Source organism: Streptomyces sp. NPDC101151 (assembly GCF_044768335.1).
GTDB lineage: Bacteria > Actinomycetota > Actinomycetes > Streptomycetales > Streptomycetaceae > Streptomyces.
In genome coordinates this window covers 72409-98141 of sequence record NZ_JBIWPP010000026.1, presented here as the reverse complement: position 1 = coordinate 98141, position 25733 = coordinate 72409, and the positions used below count along the sequence as shown (strand labels likewise).

21 protein-coding genes are annotated in these 25733 nt (G+C 71.6%); 6 read left to right on the top strand and 15 right to left on the bottom strand.

Going from position 1 to position 25733, the window contains the following annotated elements:
* Positions 1-280: 280 nt before the first annotated feature.
* Positions 281-5689: a pullulanase-type alpha-1,6-glucosidase gene (pulA, locus tag ACIRU3_RS34510; protein ID WP_404064947.1), complete on the top strand. Its 5409-nt coding sequence runs from the start codon at positions 281-283 to the stop codon at positions 5687-5689.
* A 32-nt stretch (positions 5690-5721) separates the two neighbouring features.
* Positions 5722-6084: a 5-carboxymethyl-2-hydroxymuconate Delta-isomerase gene (locus ACIRU3_RS34505; protein ID WP_404064944.1), complete on the top strand. Its 363-nt coding sequence runs from the start codon at positions 5722-5724 to the stop codon at positions 6082-6084.
* A 3-nt stretch (positions 6085-6087) separates the two neighbouring features.
* Here ACIRU3_RS34505 and ACIRU3_RS34500 read toward each other — a convergent pair whose 3' ends face one another.
* The 5 genes from ACIRU3_RS34500 to ACIRU3_RS34480 all read right to left on the bottom strand — a co-directional run bounded on the left by ACIRU3_RS34500 (position 6088) and on the right by ACIRU3_RS34480 (position 11360).
* Entirely contained in the window at positions 6088-6777 is a 690-nt protein-coding gene (locus ACIRU3_RS34500) for a TetR/AcrR family transcriptional regulator (RefSeq protein WP_404064941.1), read from the bottom strand.
* A gap of 68 nt (positions 6778-6845) precedes the next feature.
* Positions 6846-7895: a PDR/VanB family oxidoreductase gene (locus ACIRU3_RS34495; protein WP_404064938.1), complete on the bottom strand. Its 1050-nt coding sequence runs from the start codon at positions 7893-7895 to the stop codon at positions 6846-6848.
* Positions 7895-8791, bottom strand: coding sequence for a metal-dependent hydrolase (locus ACIRU3_RS34490; RefSeq protein WP_404064935.1), 897 nt, complete (start codon positions 8789-8791; stop codon positions 7895-7897). The genes ACIRU3_RS34495 and ACIRU3_RS34490 overlap by 1 nt, the downstream gene beginning before the upstream one ends.
* Positions 8792-8860: 69 nt before the next feature.
* Entirely contained in the window at positions 8861-10783 is a 1923-nt protein-coding gene (locus ACIRU3_RS34485; protein WP_404064932.1) for a hypothetical protein, read from the bottom strand.
* A gap of 49 nt (positions 10784-10832) precedes the next feature.
* Positions 10833-11360, bottom strand: a complete 528-nt coding sequence (locus tag ACIRU3_RS34480; protein WP_404064930.1) for a tetratricopeptide repeat protein — start codon at positions 11358-11360, stop codon at positions 10833-10835.
* A 118-nt stretch (positions 11361-11478) separates the two neighbouring features.
* On the opposite strand from ACIRU3_RS34480, the gene ACIRU3_RS34475 reads away from it, so the two are divergent.
* Positions 11479-11883 carry a hypothetical protein gene (locus ACIRU3_RS34475; RefSeq protein WP_404064927.1) on the top strand — a complete coding sequence of 135 codons (405 nt, stop codon included), beginning with the start codon at positions 11479-11481 and terminating at the stop codon, positions 11881-11883.
* Between the two features lie 65 nt (positions 11884-11948).
* Here the strand turns inward: ACIRU3_RS34475 and ACIRU3_RS34470 are convergent, their stop codons facing one another.
* The 8 genes from ACIRU3_RS34470 to ACIRU3_RS34435 form a co-directional block, all read right to left on the bottom strand.
* On the bottom strand, positions 11949-13517 hold the full coding sequence (locus ACIRU3_RS34470) for a DUF1996 domain-containing protein (RefSeq protein ID WP_404064925.1): 1569 nt from the start codon (positions 13515-13517) through the stop codon (positions 11949-11951).
* A gap of 174 nt (positions 13518-13691) precedes the next feature.
* Entirely contained in the window at positions 13692-14345 is a 654-nt protein-coding gene (locus tag ACIRU3_RS34465) for a LuxR C-terminal-related transcriptional regulator (protein WP_404064923.1), read from the bottom strand.
* Entirely contained in the window at positions 14330-15607 is a 1278-nt protein-coding gene (locus ACIRU3_RS34460) for a sensor histidine kinase (RefSeq protein WP_404064920.1), read from the bottom strand. The genes ACIRU3_RS34465 and ACIRU3_RS34460 overlap by 16 nt, the downstream gene beginning before the upstream one ends.
* A 52-nt stretch (positions 15608-15659) precedes the next feature.
* Positions 15660-16685 carry an SDR family oxidoreductase gene (locus ACIRU3_RS34455; RefSeq protein ID WP_404064918.1) on the bottom strand — a complete coding sequence of 342 codons (1026 nt, stop codon included), beginning with the start codon at positions 16683-16685 and terminating at the stop codon, positions 15660-15662.
* Between the two features lie 66 nt (positions 16686-16751).
* Positions 16752-17327, bottom strand: coding sequence for a winged helix-turn-helix domain-containing protein (locus ACIRU3_RS34450; RefSeq protein ID WP_404064916.1), 576 nt, complete (start codon positions 17325-17327; stop codon positions 16752-16754).
* 406 nt (positions 17328-17733) lie between these two features.
* Positions 17734-18765 carry a glutamine synthetase gene (glnII, locus tag ACIRU3_RS34445; RefSeq protein WP_404064913.1) on the bottom strand — a complete coding sequence of 344 codons (1032 nt, stop codon included), beginning with the start codon at positions 18763-18765 and terminating at the stop codon, positions 17734-17736.
* A gap of 359 nt (positions 18766-19124) precedes the next feature.
* Entirely contained in the window at positions 19125-19856 is a 732-nt protein-coding gene (locus ACIRU3_RS34440) for a hypothetical protein (RefSeq protein ID WP_404064911.1), read from the bottom strand.
* A 120-nt stretch (positions 19857-19976) separates the two neighbouring features.
* On the bottom strand, positions 19977-20345 hold the full coding sequence (locus ACIRU3_RS34435; protein ID WP_404064908.1) for an arsenate reductase family protein: 369 nt from the start codon (positions 20343-20345) through the stop codon (positions 19977-19979).
* Positions 20346-20510: 165 nt separating this feature from the next.
* Here ACIRU3_RS34435 and ACIRU3_RS34430 point away from each other — a divergent pair, with 165 nt between their 5' ends.
* Complete coding sequence (locus ACIRU3_RS34430; protein ID WP_404064905.1) at positions 20511-20825, top strand: hypothetical protein; 315 nt, start codon at positions 20511-20513, stop codon at positions 20823-20825.
* A gap of 43 nt (positions 20826-20868) precedes the next feature.
* On the opposite strand, the gene ACIRU3_RS34425 is transcribed toward ACIRU3_RS34430, so the two are convergent.
* A complete protein-coding gene (locus ACIRU3_RS34425) occupies positions 20869-22050 on the bottom strand; it encodes a winged helix DNA-binding domain-containing protein (RefSeq protein WP_404064903.1) in 1182 nt (393 codons plus the stop codon).
* A 168-nt stretch (positions 22051-22218) separates the two neighbouring features.
* Between ACIRU3_RS34425 and ACIRU3_RS34420 the strand changes: the two genes are divergently transcribed.
* Positions 22219-23586: a DUF2252 domain-containing protein gene (locus ACIRU3_RS34420; protein ID WP_404064900.1), complete on the top strand. Its 1368-nt coding sequence runs from the start codon at positions 22219-22221 to the stop codon at positions 23584-23586.
* A 65-nt stretch (positions 23587-23651) separates the two neighbouring features.
* Here the strand turns inward: ACIRU3_RS34420 and ACIRU3_RS34415 are convergent, their stop codons facing one another.
* Entirely contained in the window at positions 23652-25325 is a 1674-nt protein-coding gene (locus ACIRU3_RS34415; protein WP_404064897.1) for an alpha/beta fold hydrolase, read from the bottom strand.
* A gap of 132 nt (positions 25326-25457) precedes the next feature.
* On the opposite strand from ACIRU3_RS34415, the gene ACIRU3_RS34410 reads away from it, so the two are divergent.
* A complete protein-coding gene (locus ACIRU3_RS34410) occupies positions 25458-25730 on the top strand; it encodes a hypothetical protein (RefSeq protein WP_404064894.1) in 273 nt (90 codons plus the stop codon).
* Positions 25731-25733 lie beyond the last annotated feature (3 nt).

The window sequence follows — 25733 nt, the reverse complement described above, 5'->3', positions numbered from 1 at the left end:
TGTGGGTTACCTCCCGCGGCCTGTTCCCCCCCCCCCGCGGCCCGACCCCGGGGGGGGCTATCTCCGGGGGCATGGGGGGGGGGGGGGCGGGGGGGGGGCCCCCCCCCCCCCCCCCCGGGGGGGCGCACCACCGCGGTTGAAATTTCTTACCGATGCTTTCAAGCCTCTTGCTGTAAACCTTTCGTCAGCGATACGGTCGCGCGGGCGCCCGGCATCGGAGCCGAGCCGCGGCGCGCGGGGTCGGACCCAACAGAGCCGTAATCGCAAGGAGTTCCCGCCTGTGATACCGAGATGGCCGGCGCCCTCGACGCGCCGTACCGCCCATGCCAGACGGGTCGCGGCCGTCACCGTCGCCGCGCTCGCCGCAGCCCTCGTGCAGCCGCTCGCCGCCCGGGCCGCCACCCCTCCCGCACCCCCGTCGGACGCCAGGCTCGCCGCCCAGCCCGCCCGGCACGACGCCACCCGCGACCAGTTCTACTTCGTCATGCCGGATCGTTTCGCCAACGGGGACAGGTCCAACGACAAGGGCGGCCTGACCGGATCCCGTCTCAGCACCGGCTACGACCCCACCGACAAGGGCTTCTACCAGGGCGGCGACCTCAAGGGCCTGACCAAGCGCCTCGACTACATCAAGGGCCTCGGCACCACCGCCATCTGGATGGCGCCGATCTTCAGGAACCGGCCGGTGCAGGGCACGGGCAGCAACGCCTCGGCCGGCTACCACGGTTACTGGATCACCGACTTCACCCAGGTCGACCCGCACTTCGGGACCAACCAGGACCTCCGAACCCTGATCTCCGCGGCGCACGCCAAGGGCATGAAGGTCTTCTTCGACGTCATCACCAACCACACCGCCGACGTCGTGGACTACGACGAGAAGTCGTACGACTACCTGTCCAAGGGCGCCTTTCCGTACCTGACCAAGGACGGGCGGCCCTTCGACGACGCCGACTACGCGAACGGCAGCCGGAAGTTCCCGGCCGTGGACGCCGGCTCCTTCCCGCGCACACCGAGGGCCACGAGCGCCGGCAAGGTCCCGGCCTGGCTCAACGACCCGGCGATGTACCACAACCGCGGCGACTCGACGTACGCCGGCGAGTCCACGACCTACGGCGACTTCTCCGGCCTTGACGACCTGTGGACCGAGCGCCCCGAGGTCGTCGAGGGCATGGAGAAGATCTACGAGCGGTGGGTGCGGGACTTCGGCATCGACGGGTTCCGGATCGACACCGTCAAGCACGTCGACATGGAGTTCTGGACCCAGTGGGCCACCGCACTCGACACGTACGCGGCCGCGCACGGGCGGAAGAACTTCTTCATGTTCGGCGAGGTCTACTCAGCCGACACCTCGATCACGTCCCCGTACGTCACCCAGGGCCGCCTGGACGCCACCCTCGACTTCCCCTTCCAGGACGCGGCCCGCGCCTACGCCTCCCAGGGCGGCAGCGCGCGGCGGCTGGCGAGCCTCTTCGGTGACGACTACAAGTACACGACCGACAAGGCCAACGCGTACGAGCAGGTCACCTTCCTCGGCAACCACGACATGGGCCGCATCGGGTACTTCCTGAAGCAGGACGACCCGAAGGCCACCGACGCCGAGATCCTGAAGAAGGACAGGCTCGCCAACGAGCTGATGTTCCTCAGCCGCGGCAACCCGGTCGTCTACTACGGCGACGAGCAGGGCTTCACCGGCTCCGGCGGCGACAAGGACGCGCGCCAGACGATGTTCGCCTCCAAGGTCGCCGACTACCTGGACGACGACGAGATCGGCACCGGCCGCACCCACGCGAGCGACGCGTACGACACCGGCGCACCGCTGTACAAGGAGATCGCCGCCCTCTCCAGGCTCCGCAAGGCCAACCCGGCGCTGACGGACGGCGTCCAGACGGAGCGGTACGCGGCCGACGGCGCGGGCATCTACGCCTTCACCCGTACGGACGCGAAGACGGGCGCCGAGTACGTCGTCGCCTTCAACAACGCCGGCAGCGAGAAGTCCGCGACCTTCGCCACCGGCTCGGCCGGCATGTCCTACCAGGGCGTCTTCGGCACGCACGCGACGGCGAAGTCCGATGCCGATCACAGGCTCACCGTCAGCGTCCCGGCCGGCTCCGCCGTCGTCCTCAAGGCGACCGGCGCCCTCGCGAAGCCCGCCACCGAGCCGGCCCTCACGCTCGAGGCCCCGGCCGCCGGCGCCACCGGGACCGTGGAGATCACCGCCGGCGTCGGGGGAGGCGATCAGCTCAACCGTGTGGTCTTCGCGGCCCAGGTCGGCAACGGCCCATGGCGGACGCTCGGCTCCGCCGACCACGCCCCCTACAAGGTCACCCAGGTCATCGGCAAGGACGTACCCGCCGGCACCGCCCTGCGCTACAAGGCGGTCGTGACCGACACGGCCGGGCACACCGCGAGCGCCCTGGCGAGCAGCACCACGGGCACCCCGCCCGCGCCCGAGGTCCCCACGGCCTCCTCCCGGGACTACGCGATCGTCCACTACAAGCGCACCGACGGCGACTACGCCGACTGGGGCCTGTACGCCTGGGGCGATCTCGCCGACGGCGAGTCGACCACCTGGCCGGACAGCCACCCCTTCGTCGGCCGCGACGCGTACGGCGCCTTCGCCTACGTCAAGCTCAAGCCCGGCGCCTCGAACGTCGGCTTCCTGGTCATCGACAAGGACGGCACCAAGGACGTCTCCGCCGACCGGTCCATCGACGTCACCAAGGCCGGTGAGGTCTGGATCGAGCAGGGCAAGGCCGACGTACTGACCCAGCGGCCCGACTACCCGGCACAGGACAAGGCCAAGGCGGTCATCCACTACCACCGGGCCGACGGGAACTACGACGGCTGGGGTCTGCACGTCTGGACGGGCTCCGCGAACCCCACCGACTGGTCGAACCCGCTGAAGCCGGTGAAGACTGATGCCTATGGCGCGGTCTACGAGGTACCGCTCACCGAGGGTGCCGGCAGCCTCAGCTACATCATCCACAAGGGCGACGAGAAGGACCTCGCCACCGACCAGTCGCTCGACCTCAAGGCCGACGGCCACGAGGTGTGGCTGTTGAACGGCCAGGAGAAGCACCTGCTGCCGCAGCCCGCGGGCGGTGCGGCCGCCCTCGACCTGACCACGTCCAAGGCGATATGGATCGATCGGAACACCGTCGCCTGGAACGGCGTCGACGGCGCCGCCTCCACCCAGCTGCTGTCCTCCCCCGACGGCTCGATCACCGTCAAGGACGGGACGCTGACCAGCGACGACGAGCGCTGGCTGCGGCTGACCAAGACCACGCTCAGCGATGCCCAGAAGGCGAAGTTCCCGCACCTGAAGGACTACACCGCCTGGTCCGTCGACCCCCGCGACCGGGACCGGGTCCGTGAGGCGCTGGGGGGCCAGCTGGTCGCCTCGCAGCGGGCGGCCGACGGCGCCGTACTGGCCGCGACCGGTGTGCAGATCGCGGGCGTGCTCGACGACCTGTACCCGGGCGCGACGAAGGCCCGGCTGGGGCCGGCGTTCCACGACGGGAAGCCGACCCTCGCCGTTTGGGCACCCACGGCCCGGTCCGTCCACCTCGACCTCGACGGCCGCAGCGTCCCGATGCACCGGAACGCCACCACCGGCGTCTGGTCCGTCACCGGCCCGGCGTCCTGGAAGGGCAAGCCCTACCGGTACGTCGTGAAGGTCTGGGCGCCCAGCGTCCGCAAGATGGTCACCAACAAGGTCACCGACCCCTACTCGGTCGCGCTGACCGCGAACTCCGAGCGCAGCCTGGTCGTCGACCTGGACGACCGGTCCCTCGCCCCGAGCGGCTGGACGGGTCTGCGCAAGCCCAGGGCCGTTCCCCTGAAGGACGCGCAGATCCAGGAGCTGCACATCCGGGACTTCTCGGTCGCCGACAAGACCGTCCCGGCGAAGGACCAGGGCACCTACCTGGCCTTCACCGACAAGAACGGCGACGGCTCCAGGCACCTGCGACAGCTCGCGGCGTCGGGCACCTCGTATGTGCACCTGCTGCCCGCCTTCGACATCGCCACCATCCCGGAGAGGAAGGCCGACCAGGCCACCACCGACTGCGACCTGGCCTCCTACCCGGCCGACTCCGACAAGCAGCAGGAGTGCGTGGCGAAGATCGCCGCGAAGGACGCCTACAACTGGGGCTACGACCCGTATCACTACACGGTCCCCGAGGGCTCGTACGCCACCGACCCGGACGGCACCGCACGCACGGTCCAGTTCCGCAAGATGGTCCAGGCGCTCAACCAGGACGGCCTCAGGGTCGTCATGGACGTCGTCTACAACCACACGGCGGCGAGCGGCCAGGCGGACACCTCCGTCCTGGACCGGATCGTGCCCGGCTACTACCAGCGGCTCCTCGCCGACGGGAGCGTGGCCGACAGCACCTGCTGTGCCAACACCGCGACCGAGAACGCGATGATGGGCAAGCTGGTCGTGGACTCGATCGTCACCTGGGCCAAGGAGTACAAGGTCGACGGGTTCCGCTTCGACCTCATGGGCCACCACCCGAAGGCCAACATCCTGGCGGTCAGGAAGGCCCTCGACGCGCTGACCCTCGCCAAGGACGGCGTGGACGGCAAGAAGATCATCCTGTACGGCGAGGGCTGGAACTTCGGCGAGGTCGCGAACGACGCCCGGTTCGTGCAGGCCACGCAGGCGAACATGGCCGGCACCGGCATCGCCACCTTCTCCGACCGCGCCCGCGACGCCGTACGCGGCGGCGGCCCCTTCGACTCGGACCCCGGCGTCCAGGGCTTCGCGTCCGGGCTGTACACCGACCCCAACGCCTCGGCCGCCAACGGCACTCCGGCCGAGCAGAAGGCCCGGCTCCTGCACTACCAGGACCTGATCAAGGTCGGTCTGACCGGCAACCTCGCCACGTACCGCTTCACCGACACCGGCGGCAAGGAGATCACCGGCGCGGAGGTCGACTACAACGGCGCCCCCGCCGGTTACGCGGACGCGCCCGGCGACGCCCTCGCCTACGTGGACGCGCACGACAACGAGTCGCTGTTCGACGCCCTCGCCTTCAAGCTGCCCGCTTCCACCGGCGCCCTCGACCGTGCCCGTATGCAGGTGCTGGCGATGGCCACGGCGGCCCTCTCGCAGGGCCCGTCCCTCTCCCAGGCGGGCACCGACCTGCTGCGCTCGAAGTCGCTGGACCGCAACTCCTTCGACAGCGGCGACTGGTTCAACGCCGTCCACTGGAACTGCGCCGACGGCAACGGCTTCGGCCGGGGGCTGCCCATGGCGGCCGACAACCAGTCCAAGTGGAGCTACGCCAAGCCGCTGCTCGGTACGGTCACGGTGGGCTGCCCGCAGATCACCGGCGCCTCGGCCGCCTACCAGGACCTGCTGCGGATCCGTACGACGGAGCAGGCGTTCTCCCTCGGTACGGCCGCCAAGGTGCAGGACCGCCTGTCCTTCCCGCTGTCCGGCAAGGACGAGACGCCCGGCGTGATCACCATGCGCCTCGGTGACCTGGTCGTCGTCTTCAACGCCACCCCCGAGCGGCAGGAGCAGCGGATCGGCACCCTCGCCGGGACGCCGTACCGGCTGCACCCGGTGCAGGCCGACGGCACGGACGCGGTGGTGAAGACCTCCGCCTACGCGGCCGGCTCGGGCACGTTCACCGTGCCGGCGCGGACCGTGGCGGTGTTCACCCGGGCGGCGAAGTAGGGTCGGGCCGTTGCCGTAGAACAGGAGTGCCCATGCCGCAGATCACCGTCGACTACTCGCACACGATGGAGGCCGCCTTCGACCGCGCGGGTTTCGCTCGGGCGCTGCACGAGGCGACCGTCGAGATCGCGGCGGCCAAGCCGGAGGCCTGCAAGACACAGTTCCGGCCGGGCGCGTTCACGGCGTACGGGTACGAGGACCCGGCGGAGCACGGACACGCGATCGTGCACGTGACCATCGGGCTCCTCGCCGGCCGCAGCGACGAGACCAGGGCGAGGCTCGCGGAGACGGCGCTGGAGCTGCTTCGTGAGCACGTGGCGGAGAAGGGCTTCGCCCTGCACGCCTCCGCCGAGGTGCGCGACCTGGATCCCTCGTACCGGAAGTTCGACCGCTAGGGCCTAGAGAGTCAGGGACATCAGCCGGCCGACGAGCTCTGCGAAGGGCCCCTCGGCCGGCTCGTCCTTGACCATGGTGTGCAGCAGGGCGGCCATGTCCTCGTCGTGGGCCGCGCTGACCGCTGCCAGCGCGGCGAAGTCGTGCACGAGCTGCAGCTCCAGCTCGGCGCGCGGGATGCGCCGGCCGTCCAGCCAGATCAGCGCCGTCGACTCGGCGAGCGAGATCCAGGAGCGGACGACCAGCTCCATGCGCGGGGATGCCTCGGGGACGCCCAGATGCGCGAGGATGTGCTCGTAGGCGGCCTGGCGCACGGAGTCGATGAGCGCGTTGGTCGTCGAGGAGCCGACCGCCGGGCCGCCACGCATCAGCGCGGAGAAACCGGGCCCGTGCTCGTCCACGAAGTCGAAGAAGCGGCGCATCACACGCAGCAGCCTGGCCCCCAGCGAACCCTCGTGCGGCTCCGCGAAGCGGCCCGCCAGATCCTCCGAGGCGCGCTTCAACGCGGCTTCGTACAGGCTGAGTTTGCCGGGGAAGTAGTGGTAGACCAGCGGGCGCGAGATGCCCGCCGCCGACGCTATCTCGTCGATGGAGACCTCGTCGGGCGAACGTCGGCTGAACAGGTCGAGCGCGACACCGATCAGCTGCTGCCGCCGCTCCTCGACGCCCATCCTGCGGCGAACCCCGGTACTCATGCGAACACCTTACCGATCGAATCCGGCCTGGAACGGGCCGGACCGGCGTCGGTGTTCACATGATTCCGTCACAGGTCCAGCACGAGACGCTCACTTCTGGCTCGTGACACACAGATCAGCATCGAGTCGGCACGCTCCGCATCCGTCAGCAGCTCGTCCCGGTGGTCCACCTCACCCTCCAGCACCCGCTGTTGGCAGGTCCCGCAGAAGCCCTGCCGGCACGAGTAGGCGGTGTCGGGCAGCTCGCGGCGTACGGCGGCCAGCACGGTGGAGTCGGCGGGCACCGTCAACGTCCGCCCGGTGCGCCGGAGTTCGACCTCGAACGCGTGGTTCCCGTCGGCCGAGGTGCGCGGCGCGAACCGCTCCAGATGCAGCGTGGCACCCTCGGGCAGGCCCGCCTCCACCGCCTCCATCAGCCCTTCGGGACCGCAGCAGTACACGGCCGTCCCCTGCGGAACGTCCGCGAACAGCGCCGCCAGGTCCGGCCGGCCGTCCTCGTCCTCGGCGACCAGCGTGAGCCGGTCCCCGGCGACCTTGCGCACCTCCTCCAGGAACGGCATCGAGGCCCGCGTCCGCCCGCCGTACAGCAGCTGCCAGTCCGTGCGGTCCGGCAGGGCCCGCAGCATCGGCAGAATCGGCGTGATGCCGATACCGCCGGCGACGAAGACGTACGAGGGCGCCTCGACGAGCGGGAAACGGTTCCTGGGCCCGCGCACCTCCAGCTCCATGCCCTCGGCGAGCTGCTCGTGCACCTCCCGCGAGCCGCCCCGGCCGTCCTCGACCAGCCGGGTGGCCACCGTGTACGAGGAGGTGTCCGCCGGGTCCCCGCACAGCGAGTACTGCCGCACGAGCCCCGACGGCAGCACCAGATCGAGGTGCGCGCCGGGTTCCCAGCGCGGCAGCCCGCTGCCCTCCAGACGCAGTTGTACGACTCCTTCGGCGGCCGTCTCGTGCGCGGCGAGCAGCAGCCGCAGGGCCCGTGAGCGGGGGCGGCCGGAGACCGGCGGGTCGAGGGCGGGCAGCGGCCACAGCGGCGAGTCCTGGATGCGGTGGCGCAGGACCCGCCGGGTCAGCAGGGCGGCGCCCGCGACGAGCACGACGGTGCGCAGCTTCGGCATCACGACCCTGCCTTCTCCGCGGCGAGCGCGGCGGGGGAGGAGGCCAGATAGGCGACGGCCTGGGCGGTGGAGCCCTCGTGGGAGGGATGGTAGGAGTGGCTCAGATAGCGCGGGATCGACCTGAGCATGGCCCCGGTGGTGGGCAGGGTGCCGCGTCGGCCGCTCAGCCGGAAGTCCTTGAAGGAGGCCTTGCCGTCCACGAGGGTGGGGTCGTTCTCCATGAAGAAGCGGGCCCCGCGCTGCCACAGGAACACCAGCGCGCTGAAGGCCGTCGCCCAGGTGCGCACCCGGCGCCGGTAGCTGCCGTCCACGTGCAGGAAGAGGTCGAAGGCGACGGACCGGTGCTCGACCTCCTCGGCGCCGTGCCAGCGCAGCAGGTCCAGCATGGTCGGGTCGGCGCCGCGCCGGTCCAGCTCGGCGGCGTTGAGCACCCAGTCGCCGAGGAAGGCCGTGTAGTGCTCGATGGCCGCGATCAGTGCGACCCGCTCAAGCAGCCACCAGCGGCGCGGCCGGCCCGGCGGCAGGGTCCGGTCGCCGAGCAGCTTCTCGAAGAACCAGTCGACCTGCGCGGTGTACGGAGTCGGGTCGAGCCCCAGTTCCCTCAGATGCGGCAGGACTTCGTCGTGGGCCTGCGAGTGCATGGCCTCCTGTCCGATGAAGCCGACCACGTCCTCGCGGAGCCGGTCGTCGCGGATGAGCGGCAGCACCTGCTTGTAGACGTGCACGAACCACCGCTCGCCGGCGGGCAGCAGCAGGTGCAGCACGTTGATGGTGTGCGTGGTGAACGGGTCGCCGGGCACCCAGTGCAGCGGTGTGTCCTCCCAGGAGAAGGACACGTTGCGGGCCTTGAGCGGTATGCGCTCGGACTCCACCGGCCGGGCCTGCGTGTTAGACATGGCGTCAATGTACTGACGGGTAGGTCGTCTGAGAACCCCCGTGCCGCACCTTGTTGACGCCAGTGTCAGCTAGTGGAGCCCGTCGATCGGCCTACCGCCCGCCAGGGTGCCCTTCAGCTGCGCCTTCGCCCCCTGCTTGGCCCGTGCGGCGAGCAGCGGCCCCGGTCCGGTGGCGGTGACCTCTCCGTTGGTGCGGATCGACTCGGTGTCGGGGCCGCCCGCGGCCAGCAGGTACCAGATCCCGGTCTTGGACTTCCACAGCACCCCGGCCAGTACATGCGGGTCGCGCGGCCCGCAGGCCGGCACGTCCGTGCCCTTGGCCACGATCGCCCCGACCGGACCGCCCGGCGTCCGGAACTGGGCCAGCGCGGCCGTGCCGTCGCCGCGCCAGGTCTCCGCCCTGGTGCACGCCCACGCACCCGTGCCGCTGGCCTCGGGCAGCGGCTGCTCCGCGAATGCCCACGCGTTGACGCTGCGCACGCCTCCGGAGCGCTCGGTGGCCAGCGAGCAGGCGAACGGCGCCCAGGCGCGCAGCCCCTCCACGTTGGACACCTCGCCGGTGGCACCCGGGCGGCCGGCGGTGAGACGGGCCGGGACCAACTCGCCCAGATCCGTGGCGAGCCGGGTGCCCGAGGCGTCGGTCAGCTGGAGCACGTTCCACGAGGTGCAGCTGCCGGGCTGCAGGGCGGGGCTGGCCAGCGGTGTGGTGACGCCGTCGGTGACGGTGAGGTCCGTCGCTGCCGCGTCCGGCTTCATCAGGTCCCGCTCGGCCGCCTTCTTCACCCAGGGGGCGGTCAGGTAGCGGACGTTGCCGTCGGCGCGGCCGAGCACCAGCGCACTCGCCTCCGCTCCGGTCGCGCCGTCGACGCGCGCGAAGTCGAGGGCGGCGCCCTGGGTGCCGTCCTTGGGCTCGGCGTAGCGGACGATGCGCAGGCCGTCGTAGAGGATCACCACGCGCGCGTTGTCCACCGCGCCCGCGTACAGCAGCTGGGGCGGGCCGGCCGGGCCGCCGGTCTGGGTGCCGGGAGTGATCGAGACGCGGACCGTTTCCCCCGGGCGGGCCCAGACGGCGAGGGCACGGCGCAGCAGGGCCGTGTCGCCGGTGAGCGGCCCGCGCGCGGGCCACACGGAGAAATCGGTGCGGGCGGCGGACTCCCATGCTGTCGGGGGTACCCGGGTCAGCCGGCCCGGGTCCAGGGCGGCCTGGGCGGCCGGGTTCTCGGCATACAGGGGCGCGGCGGCGCCGTCGGGGCCCCAGCCGCCGGCGGGCAGGGCCACCAGTGCTCCGCACACCGCGAGCGCGGCCGCCGCGGCGAGCGCGGCCTTGGTGTGCTGGCGGCGGCGCATCAGGTCGGTGGGCCGGGCCTGCAGCGAGCAGGGGTCGAACTCGGGGGAGGAGAGCAGTGCGTCCTGCGCGGGCACCCCGTTGGCCTCCGTCAGCGCGGACTCGGGCTTGTCGACGCCGGCGGAATCGAGGATCTTGCGGATGTCGGCGTCGGGCAGCCGCTCCAGGCCGCGCAGCACATACGCGGCGCGGGCCGGGCCGGACAGGGCGGACAGCCGCTGGTCCAGGGACAGCTCGTCGGCTCCACCGGAGCGCGGGAACAGCCGAAGGCCCCACACCTGGGGGAGCAGCGGCGGCAGCGGTGAGAGCCTCGGCCGGCCCTTGCGGGGGCGGGCCGCCTCCAGCGCCGTACGCAGGACCCGGAGGCGGACGAAGGCGTACCCGGGGTCGGCGTCCCGGCCCGAGGCCTGGGCCGGGATCACGGACGTCTGCTTGCGGCCCCGGGGCAGGGCACGCTGGGCGAGGGCGTGTGCCGTCAGCACCCGGCGGCTGCGGCCGAGGCCCGGCGGCAGTACCAGGTAGGCGAGCCGGACCAGCCGGGGGTAGTGCTCGACGAGCGCGGCCTCGGCCTGCTCGATGTCGACGGCCGGGCCGGCGGCCCCGGCGGAGGCGGGTGCGTTACGCTGGGCTACATCCTGTGACTGCACGTCCGGGAAAACGAGCGAATCGTTGGTTGGTCACCGCCGAGTGGGTGACTCATTCCTCCGGCTCGACCAGCAGACGCGCGTAGTTGGCCATGGATCGCTGGTAGCGCGGCAGATGAGGGGCCAGGGCGCCGAGGGCGAGGGAGAGTCCCTCGCGGTCGCGGCCCAGACTGGACAGGCACAGGGCCAGGCAGGCCCGTATCGCGTCGTCCAACTCGTCCGACGGGGCCTCCAGTTCGGGGGTGAGCAGCCTGACGCCCTCCTCGGCCTGCCCGATGTTCCGCAGTGAGCTGGACAGCTGGATCGTGGCCCGGCGGCCCTTGTACCGGCTCACCTCGCTCAGGCCGCGCGCCAGCGCCTCCCGGTACAGCGGCACCGCCTTGTCCGAGTGCCCGGTGGAGTCCCAGGCGCAGGCCTGCTCGAACGGGGCCAGCGGGCTGCCCTCCGGCAGCTCGGCGACGAGCTTGTCGATCACCGCGCGGAACTCGGCCGCATCGTCTTCCGTATAGTCGTCGAAGGTCGCCCAGGCGGCGTCCACACGGTTTTCCCAGTCTCGGTTCACCGGATCACCCTCGCACATCTGTACCCGAGGGGGCGCTGGATTTGAGCGCACCGCGCCCCGCAGCCGTATCCGACGGGAGGGGTCCCGCGCCGGGGCTCTGCGCGGCATGCTTGGCCCACCAGGACCGGAGGAACAGATGAGGGTGACAAGGGCGCTGCTCGCCGTGACGGGCGCTGCCACGGCCGTACTGGCGCTCGCGGGCTGCGGCTCCGGCGGCGGCACGCAGAAGGTGCCGCCCACCGCCACGGGCAGTCTGGAGAGCCTGGCCGCCGAGGTGAAGTGCAAGCCGAACATGCAGACCGACGCCGACGAGATCCGCCAGGCCATCTGCCGGAACGCCGAGGGGAAGTTCATCCTCGCCACGTTCGCCACCGACCGCGGCCAGCGCGAGTGGATCAACGACGCCAAGGACTACGGCGGCTACTACCTCGTCGGCCGCAAGTGGGTCGCCGTCGGCGACAACGGGGTCGTCAAGGCGCTGCGCGGCACGCTCGGCGGCGATCTGGAGATCGGCACCAATCATCACGCCCACAGCGGCTGACGCCGGCGGCGCACACACGAGAGCGGGCGGTGGAATTCCCACCGCCCGCTTCCGCTAGGGGTACGTCACTGGCAGTTCTGACCGCGGTTGACGCAGTTGGCGATCTTGTTCGCCAGGCCGCCGGTCGTGACGCTGATGAAGTCGTCGTGGTCGGTGGCCGACTTGTGGAGCTGTTCCGGGAAGCCGTCGACCGCGTAGGCGTTCTTCACCTGGCCGTTCTGGACGGTCGGCGGGGCGATGTTGTACACCAGGCGCATCGTGAGCTGCGGAATCGCCTTGAAGCCGTTCTGGCAGTTGCCGTTGGCGTCGGCGAAGGCCACATGCGTGCGGTGGTTGGCGCTGTCGATGTTCTGCCCGTCCCAGCAGCTCTGGAAGGCGAACGTTCGCACCACCTTGCTGCCCTGCGGGCAGATCGGGTACTGCGTCGTCAGCTGGACCTTGTTCTCGAAGCCGGTGCAGCTCCAGTGCGCGTTGGCGTTCGCCAGACCGTTGGTGGTGGTCTTGGCGTCACCGGTGATGATGCGCAGGAACTGCGGCATCGCGGCGACCTTGCTCCGCGGGCTGCCGACGTACTTGATCTGCGCCTGCACCGGGTTCAGGATCTTGCCGACGTTGCCTTCCTTGCCACCGCCGTCCGCGTTCTGGTCGAAGTCCTGCGAGCCGTCCTGGACTCGGACCACCGGCCAGTAGTACGACGACAGGTCGTTCCGGTTCTGGCAGCTGGTGCCGCCCTGCAGGAACGTCTGGTTGCTGGAGAACGCGTTGACCTTCTGGTTGCCGACGTAGTCGTGCAGGTGGTGCGCGCCGTTGGCCACGCCGGGAGCCACGATCACGTTGTCGGTGTTGTGGTTCTTGTTGGCGTTCACTCCGCAGCGCGTGGTGAACGTACCGTTCGACGCGCTGCCGGACCTGCGCGGCTTCGCCTTCACGTTCGGCTGGACCTTGGTGATGTCGACGAAGTCGGCCGCGACCGGGCCGTTGCCGGCCTGCCCGCCGATGTTCTGCTGCTGGCCACCCTGTTGCTGACCGCCACCCTGTTGCTGGCCGCCCTGTTGCTGGCCGTTCTGCTGCTCTCCGCCCTGTTGCTGGCCGCCCTGCTGCTGGCCGCCCTGCTGCTGACCGCCGTTCTGCTGCTCACCACCGGCGTTGGTCTGGTTGGCGGGAGTGCCGGTACAGGTGGCGAGCGTGTCCAGATCGGTCGGCGCGGTGCCGCCCACCCGGGTGATCTCCAGCTTGATCCGGTCGAGGATCGCCTTCCGTCGGTCCTTGAGCGGCTGCAGGATGGAGTTCTGTACGAAACTCGCGTCGCCGGCCTGCGCGTTCCGCGTGGTCGCCAGACGCTGGTAGGCGTCGGTGATCTGACGGTCGAGGTTGGCCAGTTCCCCGGCGACCTCGTTTCGGGCCTGGTTCGGCACGTTCGTCAGCTTCTGGCCCACGTCCGGGCACGAGATCGTCGCGACCTGCGCCGTCGCGGCCTTGGTCTGGTTGCCTCCCCACGACTGGTTGTTCGACTCGTGCGCCGAGGCGTAGAAGTTCGCCCAGATCAGCCCGCCCCCACCGAGCGCTAGGGCCGCCGATGCGGCTATGGCCTTGGTGGCCAGCGGCGTACGGCGTTTTCGTGTGTTGCGTCCCATGGAACTCCTCTGACTTCCTTGCGGGGCAGCATCGAGGCGCCCGACAGGAGTGAAGCGGCGTCCTGTTATACGGACGCCGTCCCAGAGGTGTTCAGCCGTCTCACGAATCAGTCGGAGGATTACCCCGAGCGCTGGTCCCAAATGCCTTCTGAGCAGCGGATGTTGACATCAGTCTCAGCGGTCGCGGTCGAGGTGGGCGAGCACCGCCAGAACGCGGCGATTGTCATCGTCCGACACCTCCAGGCCCAGTTTGGTGAAGATGTTGGAGGTGTGTTTGGCGATGGCCCGTTCCGTCACCACCAGCTGTGCGGCGATCGCCGCGTTCGACCGGCCCTGCGCCATCAGCTCCAGCACCTCCAGCTCCCGGGGCGTGAGGTTGCCGAGCGGCCGGTCGTCGGCCGACCGCCGGGACAGCAGCTGCTGGATCACCTGCGGGTCCATCGCCGTACCGCCCGCGGCGACCCGCCGTACGGCCTCCACGAACTGGTCGGCGTCGAACACCCGGTCCTTGAGCAGATAGCCCACTCCGCCGCTGCCGTCGGCCAGCAGCTCCCGCGCGTACAGCTGCTCCACGTGCTGGGAGAGGACCAGCACCGGCAGCCCGGGCTGCTCCCGCCGGGCCTGCAGCGCGCACTGCAGCCCCTCGTCGGTGTGCGTGGGCGGCAGACGTACGTCGACCACGGCGACGTCCGGGTTCAACTCGGCCAGGGCACGCGTCAGTTCGGGTCCCGACTCGACGGCCGCAGCGATCTCGAAGCCGTAGGCCTCCAGCATCCGGACCAGCCCGTCGCGCAACAGGAAGAGGTCTTCGGCTAGGACAACGCGCACGGGATCTCCATCGTCACCAGGGTGGGACCGCCCGCGGGGCTGCTGACGGCCAGGACACCGTCGAATGTACCCAGTCGCCGCTCGACCCCGGCCAGCCCCGAGCCCGTGCCGGTCACCGCGCCGCCCCTGCCGTTGTCGGTGACCGTGATCCGCAGCATGCCGTCGGCGTGGTGCAGATCCACCCAGACCCGCTCGGCACCCGAGTGCTTGACGGCGTTGGTCAGCACCTCGCTGACCGCGAAGTAGGCGGCCGACTCGACGGGCGCCTCCGCACGGCCGGACAGCTCCACGCTCACCTCGCTCGGCAGCGGCAGCCGCAGCGCCAACGCCCGCACGGCGTCGCCGAGCCCGCGTTCGGCCAGTACCGGAGGGTGGATGCCACGGACCAGGTCGCGGAGTTCTCCCAGAGCGTCGGCGGAGTTCTGGCGGGCCTGCGCGAGAAGCTTCTTCGCCTGGTCCGGGTCCTTGTCGAGCAGCATCTCGATCGTGCCGAGGTCCATGCCCATGGCGACGAGACGGGCCTGTGCGCCGTCGTGCAGGTCCCGTTCGATGCGCCGCAGTTCGGCGGCGGAGGTGTCGACCGCGTCCCGCCGGGTCTCGGTCAACACCCTTACACGCTCGACGAGTTCACCCTCTTCTGCGTCGAGGACGGACCGGGTGAGCTGGAAGTGCGCGGTCAGCATGCGCGGGGTCAGGCGCCAGGCGGCGATCAGGATCACGGCACCCAGAGCGGCGGCGGCGAACGCGGTCGCCTGCCCGCTCACCGGCACGAAGCCGTACCAGTACGGCCCGTACGGGCCACCGGCCATCGCCCGCCACAGCCCGGCCGCCAGGGCGAACCCCTCGAAGGGGTAGAAGAGCAGAACGGCCGGCAGCAGCGCGGTGGCGAAGCCCGCCGTCATGTCCACCGGCAGCCACCGGACGTCCCGCCAGGTCTGCGGGTCACGGAGCATCCCGAAGGTGCGCGTCCAGGGGTTGGCACCTTCGGGAAGCGGCCGGTACGCCGTCCGGATCCGTATCCCGCACCACTCCGCAGCGAGTCTGCGTCGCGTGTCCGCCAGGGCTCGCACGCCGGTCAGGATCCACGGTGTCGTGACGATACCGACGCCGAGCGGGATCAGTGCGACGGAGACGAGCGTCAGGACGAGGAACAGCACCGAGAAGGGCAGCACCGCAAGGGCCAGCACGAGCCCCTGTACGGCGGCCAGCACCACTTCACGGGCACGGGTCCGGAAACCGTCGCTCTTCGCGTTCGTGTTCATGCCGTCAGTCTGGCCGACATCCCACGGCGGTTCACTGGGCCGAGGCCCCTGGTCAGGGGGTGGTGTCAGATACACCCCCGGCCAGCACCTTCGCCTCCACCCCGGGGTCCAGGCCCTTGGGCGTCCGGTCCGCGCGCTGCGGTGCCGTGCCGCCGATCTCCGTCAGCCACCGCCAGGTGTCGGCGACGGTCTCGCCCACCGGCCGGCACACCAGCCCCGTGGCCAGCGCCCGGGACACGTCCCCGCAGTGCACGGCGTCGTACAGCTCGCCGCCCGGCGGCACCCACACCGGCAGCTGGGTCCACGGCTCGATCCCGGCGTCCTCGATCACCTCCGGGTCGGTCCAGCGCAGCTCGGCGCCGCCGCCGGTGACCTCCGCACAGGCGCGGAGCAGCTCGCCCATGGTGGCGAGGCCGGGCGGACCCACCACGTCGTACGGCCCGCTCAACTCCCGCTCCACCGCACCGATGAGCCAGTCGGCCAGGTCGCGCACGTCGATGTACTGGATCCGCAGGTCCTGCGGGCCGGGCGCCAGGACCGGGCCGCCGCGGGCCATCCGGGTCAGCCACCAGGGCAGCCGGCCGACGTTCTCGTACCGGCCGAGAATCAGCCCCGCCCGGACCAGCACCGAGCCCTCCGCGCCGAAGGCCTCCACGGCGGCCAGCTCGCCACCCCGCTTGTCCTGCGGGTAGTCCGTCGCCTCGGCGCCGGCGTCGGCGCCCTCGACCAGCGGCCCGTCCTCGGCATGCCCGCCCGTGGAGGGCCAGGGCCAGGCGTACACGGACCGGCTGGAGATGTACACATAGCGTCCGGCACGGCCCCGCAGCAGCCGTGCCGCGTCCCGGACCGCGCGCGGCTCGGCCGACCAGGTGTCGACCACCGCGTCCCAGGTGCCGTGGTCCCCGGCGAGGGCGTCCAGGCCGTCGGGGGCGGTGCGGTCGCCGTGCAGCGACCGTACCCCCGCGGGAGGCTGATGCCGTCCCCGGTGGAAGACGGTCACCTCCCAGCCGCGCCCGAGCGCGGCCTCCACGACGACCCGCCCGACGAACTCCGTACCGCCCAGCACAAGAAGTCTCATGCCGCCGAGCGTGCCCGGTACGGGTCCGGGAGGGAAGGGGTGTCTGCCGTCGGCAGACACCCCGGGTCAGCGCCCGGTCGGCGGGGTGTACTTGTAGCCGACCCGGCGCACCGTCTGGATCGCCTGGCGGTGCTGGGCGCCCAGCTTGCGGCGCAGCCGGGCGATGTGGACGTCGACGGTGCGGCCGTCGCCCACATGGCCGTACCCCCACACCGTGGTGACCAGCTGGTCGCGGGTGTGCACCCGCTGCGGGTGCGCCACCAGGTGCGCGAGCAGCTCGAACTCCAGGTAGGTGAGGTCGAGGTCACGGCCGTCCACGCTCGCGGTGCGCTGCACGGAGTCGATCCGCACGAGCGGGTCACCGCCCGCCACGGCGGCCGCCTCCGGCGCGTCCGGCACCGCGACCGGCAGGAACGGCGGCCGCTGGTCGGCCGGGACCAGCACCAGGTACCCGACCATGGGCGGCTGCCCGGGGAGGGTGGGCAGGGTGTGCTGCGGCGCGGGCAGCCAGGTGGCGCCCGGCGGCAGGAAGTCCGCGACATCCACGACCTCGTCCCGGTCCACGGCCCGCAGCCGGTGGCGGGCGCCGCTCTGGGAGGGGGAGGTGAGGGTGGCGGTGGAGAGAGAACGAGTGGTCGCCATGACAGGTCAGCTCTTTCGCGCGAGGAGTTCGTCGGGCAGGGCGACGGCCGCGACTCGTGGTCGGGCGCGCCGGAGGACGTACGTCGTTCTCGCGCTGGCCGAAGGCCGGGGTGTACGGCTTTAGAGGGCCCGCGCGTTCATCGCGCGGCGACACACCCGGTCGAAGTCGTGGTGCTGACGGGAAGGCCAGAACGGCTCGAGGTCATGGCGACCCGTCGCGAGGTGGTTCTGGAAGCCGGCCATGTGCCCATTGAAGCAGACGCGGTCCCCGGGCAGGAGTCTCCTCTCACTGCTTGGACGTTTCCTTGGCGTGAAGTCGGCACGGTCTGTGTTCCGCAGGGGCGGCACGACACGCAGCAGGGGCGCCCGCCGTGTCGGCGGGCGCCCCTGCTGGCTGCGGAGCGGATCAGACCTGGCCGGCCTTCTCCAGGGCGCTGCAGCAGGTGTCCACCAGCAGGCGGGTCACCACGTACGGGTCGACGTTGGCGTTCGGGCGGCGGTCCTCGATGTAGCCCTTGCCGTCCTTCTCGACCTGCCACGGGATGCGGACCGAGGCGCCGCGGTCGGAGACGCCGTAGGAGTACTTGTCCCACGGAGCGGTCTCGTGCAGACCGGTCAGCCGGTCGTCGATGCCGGCGCCGTAGTTCTTGACGTGGTCGAGCGGCTTGGAGCCCTCACCCAGCGACTCGGCCGCCGTGATGATCGCCTCGTAGCCCTCGCGCATCGCCTTGGTGGAGAAGTTGGTGTGCGCACCGGCGCCGTTCCAGTCGCCCTTCACCGGCTTCGGGTCCAGCGTCGCGGACACGCCGAAGTCCTCGGCGGTGCGGTACAGCAGCCAGCGGGCCACCCAGAGGTGGTCGGAGACGTCCAGCGGGGAGACCGGGCCGACCTGGAACTCCCACTGGCCGGGCATGACCTCGGCGTTGATGCCGGAGATGGCGAGACCCGCCTTCAGGCAGTTCTCCAGGTGGGCCTCGACGATCTCGCGGCCGAAGATCTCGTCGGCGCCGACACCGCAGTAGTAGCCGCCCTGCGGGGCCGGGAAGCCGCCCTCGGGGAAGCCCAGCGGACGGGCGCCGTCGAAGAAGGTGTACTCCTGCTCGATGCCGAAGATCGGCTCCTGCGCGGCGAACTTCTGGGCGACCTCGGCCAGCTCGGCCCGCGTGTTGGACGGATGCGGGGTCATGTCCGTGTCCAGGACCTCGCACAGCACCAGGACGTCGTCGCCGCCGCGGATCGGGTCGGGACAGGTGAAGACCGGCTTGAGTACGCAGTCCGAGGAGTGCCCCTCGGCCTGGTTGGTGGAGGACCCGTCGAAGCCCCAGATCGGCAGCGACTCCGGACCGGCGAAGGCGCCCGTGACGATCTTCGTCTTGGAACGCAGCTTGGCCGTCGGCTGGGTGCCGTCGATCCAGATGTACTCAGCCTTGAAGGTCACGGGGCCACATCCTTAGGGGTGGGTCGGGTGCACTCGCGGGTGCCTGCGGCGCTGCGGCACTGGGGCGCCGCGTCGATCTGCCGGGCAGCTTGTCAACAGGCGATTTCCCGGTCATTGCTCGTTTGTGAACCCCGTGTTACCTGGTGGTTCTGTGCTGCGGCTCACCTGGTGAGCCGGGTTCCGGAAGGGGTACGGGCGCGGGGAGCCCGGCAGCGCGGCGCGCTGCCGGGCGGGTTGCGTACGACAATGCCGCAGGCCGACGACCGCCCCCCGTACGGTCGTCGGCCTGCGGCACGTCCTGCTGCTCGTGGCCGCGAACAGCAGGACCGATCACCGGTGTCCTGTCCGGCTGCCGAGCCTCACCCCACCTTCTCGATGACGGCGCGGCGGATGAGGAACTTGCCCGGCTCCCGGACCTGCTCGAAGGCCGCGTTGTTGAGCAGCACGCAGCTGCCGGAGACCGAGGTGACCTTCACGGTCGTGGACTTGTTGTTGTCCAGGTTGGTGACCTTCAGGGTGGTACCCGCCGGGAACTGGTTGCTGGACGCGGCCGGCGCACCGCCCTCGCCGGAGAGCGTGACCGTCGAGCCGTTGCACACCTGCTGGCCGGAGGCCGCGGCGCCACCGTTGTTCCCCGCGGCGCCGGTCTGCGCGGGCTGGGCGCCCTGCTGAGCGCCGCCGGCCTGCCCGTTGCCCTGCTGGCCCGCATTGCCTTGCTGGCCCGCGTTGCCCTGCTGGCCCGCGTTGCCCTGCGCCGCCTGGGAGCCCTGAGCCGACTCCCCAACGGTGCATCCGGCAGCCTTCTGCTGGACCTCGATCTGCTTGATGACCGCCTCGCGGTTGGCGATCCGGGCCGCCGACTGCGCGTCCGGCTTCGCCTTCTGGTCCGCGATGAACTTGTCGTTGTTGCCGTGGGCCGTGGCCAGCCCCTGGCAGACCGTCGAGTCACCGGCGGACAGCGTCTTGGCGTTCTGCGGGCTCGCGGCGTTCGAGGTGGACGCCAGCGCGAAGGCTCCGCCGCCCGCCACCGCCGCGGCGCTGACGAGCAGCGCGAGCTTCTTCTTCGTGCTGACAGTTCTCCTGCGCGACATGCGCGCCTCCTGAAGAGGTAGGGGAGCGTACGCCGCTATGTACGAGATCCCGAACGAGGTTACTCAGCGGTTGCAGGAGTTCGCCGAAGTAACCTGCGTCACAGCGGAGTTGAGCCTTGCTCAGCTCTTGTTCCGGGCGAGCGCCTCCTGCACGGCCTCCTCGCTGCGGGCCACCAGGGCGGTTCCGTCCTCGGCCGTGATGATCGGGCGCTGGATGAGTGCGGGGTGCTCGGCGAGGGCGGCGATCCACCGGTCCCGCGCCTCCTCGTCGCGCGCCCACTCCTTGAGCCCCAGCTCCTTGGCGGCGGCCTCCTGGGTGCGGGTGATGTCCCACGGTTCGAGCCCGAGCCGTTCGAGCACGGCCCTGATCTCGTCCTCGCTCGGCACGTCCTCCAGATAACGGCGAACGGTGTAGTCGGCTCCCTCGGCGTCGAGGAGGCTCAGGGCGCTGCGGCACTTGGAGCAGGCCGGGTTGATCCAGATTTCCATGCGGTCCACGCTACGCGAAAACCCGTCTTCCACCTGCGTCACGGCAGCCCCGGAAGCCCTTGTGGCCAGGGGCTTTTGTCAGTGGTGGGCCGTAGAATAGAAGCAGTGTTCGAGGACGTCGCCGGACTCTCCCGGTGGCGTCCTGACCGCGACAGGAGGATGCCCGTGCCCGCTGCCGCCCTGAAGAGCAAGCCGTTGCCGACCCAGTCCACCGCCAAGCGTTCCGTCGTGCTCGACTCGCCCTACGTGCCGGCGGAGAAGCGTCCGCTGCCGGCCGGGCGGCCGCGCGAGTGGTACGTCACACATAACCGGCGCCTGAAGGCCATGCGCCTCGCCATAGCCCTGCTCGACCTGGGGATCTACCTGCCGAACCAGGCCCGCAACGAGACGATCCGCAGCACGGCGGAGCGGATCGGTGTGCACCCGCCGTCGGACACGACGTGCCACATGGTGCGGGCGTTCATGCGCTACAGCCGGTGAGACCGGTGCCGGGTGCCCTGTGCCGGCGCAGGGCACCCGGTCCTCACGCCGACAACTCCCGCTCCAGCGGGGTCCGGAACCGTGGCGTGACCCTCGTCGTCCCCAGCCACGCCCCCAGTCGCTCCGCCTCCGCGGCCACCGCCGCCCCGGCCTCCCGGCCCACGCCCCGGTCCGCGATGCGCCAGACGATCTCCCCGTCCGGCCGCTGGGCCCAGCCACCCACCACCCGGCCGTTCCACCACACCGTCGGTCCCACGTTGCCGCTGCGGTCGAAGAGCTGTGTCCGCAGTTCGGGCGTGAGATACCAGTCGCGTTGCTGCCAGGCCATGGCCGTCGGGTCGAGGCCGGGCAGCAGGGCCGCCCAGGGTTCCCCGGGGGCCTCCACGGGGTCCGCGTCTCCGTCGCAGACATAACCGGTGCCCTCGTCCAGGGACACCTCCTGCGCGCCGATCGCGGACAGGGCGCGGCGGACCTCGGTGACCCGCCAGCCGGTCCACCACTTCAGGTCCGCCTCCGTCGCCGGGCCGCAGGCCCGCAGCGAGCGCTCCAGCAGGTCCGCCTGGGCCCGGGCCGCGTCCAGTTCGGGGTGCTCGGGTGCCGGCGCCCAGCGGAACTGACTGGACGTCCAGGAACCGAGCGGCCGGCCGCGGACCACCTTGCCCTCGACGCCGAGCACGCGCAGCAGGCGCGACGAGACGCTGTGGACGCCCTCGTAGCTCTTCCCGGCCGCGTACACGAACTGCTCGCGCAGGCGCGGCTCGTCCGCCGCCAGCTCCGCCGCCGTCGCCTGGCCGCGGCGCGCCAGCACGGCCAGCACGGACGCCTCGACCTCCGCCAGCCAGGCCGCGTCCGGGGCGCCCGCCTTGGCCATGTCCTTGAGCAGGGAGGCGCGTTCGCGAGCGGCCACCGTCAGGCCCGTCGAGGCGTGGACGACGGCGGTCAGCCCGGTCGGGAACACGAACACCGTGTGCCGCATGCCGTGCATCCGGACCAGTGTGCGGTCCTCGTACAGTGCCCGTTCCGTCTCCGGCACCGCCTTCGCCGGGTCGGCGAGCCGGGCCGCCACCGCCAGATACACCGTCGCCGGGTCCGTGCCGTGCAGGGCCACCAGCGAGGCCGCGACCTCCTCGGGGGCCGCCGCCCGCGCCGCACCCGCGAGGCGGTGCCGCAGGGCCAGCCGGGCCCGCCGCTCCGCCACATCGATGTGCCGCCGTCCGTCACTCATGCCGACCTCCCCGTCGTCCACCATGCCCTGCCTGCATGGTCGCCGACACCACTGACAGTCGGCCCCGTCACCCGTTCGCCGGACCCGGCATGCGCCCGACCGCCTCCGCGGCCTTCACTGCCCATACAGGAGGTGACAGGAACAAAGGACCTGCAGAGAGGCTGCCGTATGAGCATCCCCGAGGGCCGTGTCACGCGCTGCACCCCCGAGGACAGGGCCCGGCGCGGCAAAGAGGCCCGCAAGTACGTCCCCCGCTCCGAGCACGCCCTCTGGCTCCCGTCCGCCGACCGGCCCGACCCCGTCGCGGTACTGGAGCGGCAGGGCCGCGACCGGCTGCCCGAGCTGCTGCCGATCCGGTACGGGCGGATGGCCGCCTCGCCGCTGGCCTTCCTGCGCGGCGCCGCCGGGGTGATGGCCGCCGACCTCGCGCCGCAGCCGCACACCGGGCTCACCGTGCAGCTGTGCGGCGACGCCCAGCTGCTCAACTTCGGGCTCTACGCCTCTCCGGCACGGGCGCTGCTGTTCGACCTCAACGATTTCGACGAGACCTTCCCGGGGCCCTTCGAGTGGGACGTCAAACGGCTCGCCGCCAGTGCGGCCGTGGCCGCCCGGGAGAACGGGCACAGCGACGCCAAGGCGCAGGCCGCGGCCCAGGCGGCCGCCGCCGGGTACCGGACCGCCATGCGCCGGATGGCCGGCCTCGGGGAGCTGGCCGTCTGGTACGAACAGGTCGACGCCGACAGCCTGCTGCCCCTCGTCCGCTCCGCCCGTGGCAGGCGCCGTCCGGAGTCCTGCCTCACCCGGGCCCGGCGCCGCACCAGCCTCCAGGCCTTCGGCAAGCTGACGGAGCTGGTCGACGGCCGGCGCCGGATCGTCCACGACCCGCCGCTCCTCGAACCCGCCGGCGCGCCGGACATGGGCGCCCTGCGGAAAATCTTCAGCGACTACCGCTCCACCCTCAGCGAGGAGCGCCGTCACCTCCTCGACCGCTACCGGTTCGCCGACGCCGCCCGCAAGGTCGTCGGCGTCGGCAGCGTCGGCATGCGCTGCTTCATCGTGCTGCTCGCCGGCCGTGACGCGGACGACCCGCTGTTCCTGCAGATCAAGGAGGCGCGGACATCGGTGCTCGAGGAGCATCTGCCGAGCGGGCCGTACATCCATCCGGGGCACCGGGTGGTCGCCGGTCAGCGGCTGCTGCAGTCCGCCGCCGACATCTTCCTCGGCTGGATGAACGGGCCGCAGGGCCGTGCCTTCTACTGGCGCCAGCTGCGCGACACGAAGGGCTCCGTCGAGGTCGTCGGTATGGACCCGGCCGATCTGCTCGCCTACGCCCGCCTGTGCGGCGCCACCCTGGCCCGCGCCCACGCACGCTCCGGCGACCGCATCGCCATCGCCGCGTACCTCGGCACCGCCGACACCTTCGACCGGGCCGTCGCCGACTTCGCCCTGCTCTACGCCGACCGGACCGCCGCCGACCACGCCGCCCTCGGCGCGGCCATCGAGGCGGGCGTGGTGACGGCGAAGCCGGGCGTGTGAGGCCCGTACCGCCACACAGCCGCACCGCCCGGCCGCAGCGCCCGCCGCCCCAGCCGCACCGCCCCTCAGCCGTACCGCTCCAGCAGCCCGCGCACGTACGCCTCCAGCCGCTCGCCCAGCACCTTCGGCGTCAGATCCGTACGCCCCAGCTCACGCCACGGTCCGGCCAGCTTCTCCGCGTCGGGGGAGTAGGCCAGGGCGTCCAGCAGCCGCCAGTAGAGGTGGTCCGGTCCGTCCGCGAGGCCCTGGCCGCCCAGCGCCTCGTACCGGTCCCGGAAGGCCAGCCCCTGCGCCGGGCCGTGCAACAGGGCCAGCGCCGTCGAACAGTGGGCCACATCGAGGTCGGCCGGGCCCCACGAGGTCTCCACCCAGTCGACGACCCCGCTCACCCGCAGCTCCTCCCCGGCACCCGTGAACAGCACGTTCCCGGGGTGGTAGTCCCGATGCAGGAAGCGGCCGCGGTACGGCGGCGGGTCGCGGCGGATCGCGTCCACCGCCCGTTCCCACATCCCGCCCGCCGGGGTGCGCGCACGCTCGGGCGAGGTCCACGCCTGGTACGGGCGCGGACGCTCCTCGGGCACGACCGCGTGGATCCGGACCAGCCGGGCGGCGAGCAGGTCCGCCCGCCTGCCGACTGCCTCCGGGCCGTCCTCCTCGTCCACCCGCACCCGGCCCGGCAGCCGGGTCATCAACAGCGAGGGATGGTCGCAGTGTTCGCCGGTGGCGTCCACGGCGACCAGGGCCGGTGCCGGGATGCCCTCCTGCCCGGCGAGCAGGCCGAGCACGGACGCCTCCCTAGACAGCAGTGCCGGGGCGTGCCGCCGGAAGAACGGTTTCACGAACGTGCGCAGCACCAGCTCCTCCCCGTCGTCGAGGGTGAGCCCGCGCATCTGCGCGGACCACCCCCCGGACAGCGGCCGGGAGCCGGTGACCGTACGGCCCCGCGGAAGCCGCTCGGCCACCCAGCTCCGCGTCGCCGCCCAGCCCCGCTCCTCCAGCCCCCCGAGCAGGGCGGCGACGAACTCCCGCCGGTCCTCGGCGTGGTCACGGAACCAGAGCCCCAACCGGTGCTCGGCGTCCGGGAGTTCCAGGCGCGCGTACTGGGCGCGCGCCGACAGCGCGTCCTGCACGGCCTCGGTCACCTCCGGCGGGATGACCGCGTCCGTGCCCGGCACCGCCAGCACGGCCCGGCCCTCGTACCTCCGGAAGGCGGCGAGCGCGGGGGAGCTCCGCCAGCTGCCGGGCGTACGGATGATCTCGCTGAACCGGCCGCTGCCACCTCCGAACGGCACGTCCCACGCCTGCGGTGCGTACACGGCCGGTGCGCACAGGCCCACGGCGGACACCCGCCGCCCGTAGTGCCGTACGAGATCCGCCACCGTCTGCCCGCTCATGCTGAACCCCACCAGGACCAGCGGGTCGTCATCCGGGGCGTGCGCGTCGAGTACCGCCACCGCCTGCGCGAACCGCCGGCGCAGGCTCAACTCCGCGAGTGCGCCGGAACTTTCGCCGTGACCGGAGAAGTCGAGGGCCAGGGCGCGGCAGCCGTGCGCGGCGGCCTCGGCGAGCAGCGGCAGCAGCCGCTCCTTGCTGCCGTTGCCCGCCCCGTGCAGCAGGACGACGGTCGCCCGCCCGGGCGGACCGGCGCGCACCGCGCTGAGCAGTTCACCGTCGTACGCGTGCGTGAACGCGTCGTACGTGCGGTCGTACGCGCAAGGGAGCCCGGGGAGTTCGCTCATGCGGGCCATTCACTCACGGCCGCCGGGTCACGAGGAAAAGGGGATGCACGCATGGTGACGGCTTCCCTACGCTGAACAAACGTCGCGAAGCCGACACGTCCCCCATCCGCACTCACCCCACGGAGGTCCGTCATGACCGGCATCGTCGTCTCCGGGACGGTCGTCCTGGTGATGCTCGGATTCGCCGACCACACCTGGTGGCTCGCCGCCGCCGCGCTGGTCTATCTGTATGTGAAGTACGGCCGGGGCTCGCCCGGCGCCGCCCCGCCGGCCGGCTCGGGGGTGCTGCCCGACTCCTATCGGGCCTATCGCGAGCGCCGGGACCGCCAGGCCAGGTGGGAGCGTCGCTACCGCCGCGAGCGTCCCCTCCAGACCCGGCGGCAGGAGCGCCAGAAGAGCAGGTGAGCA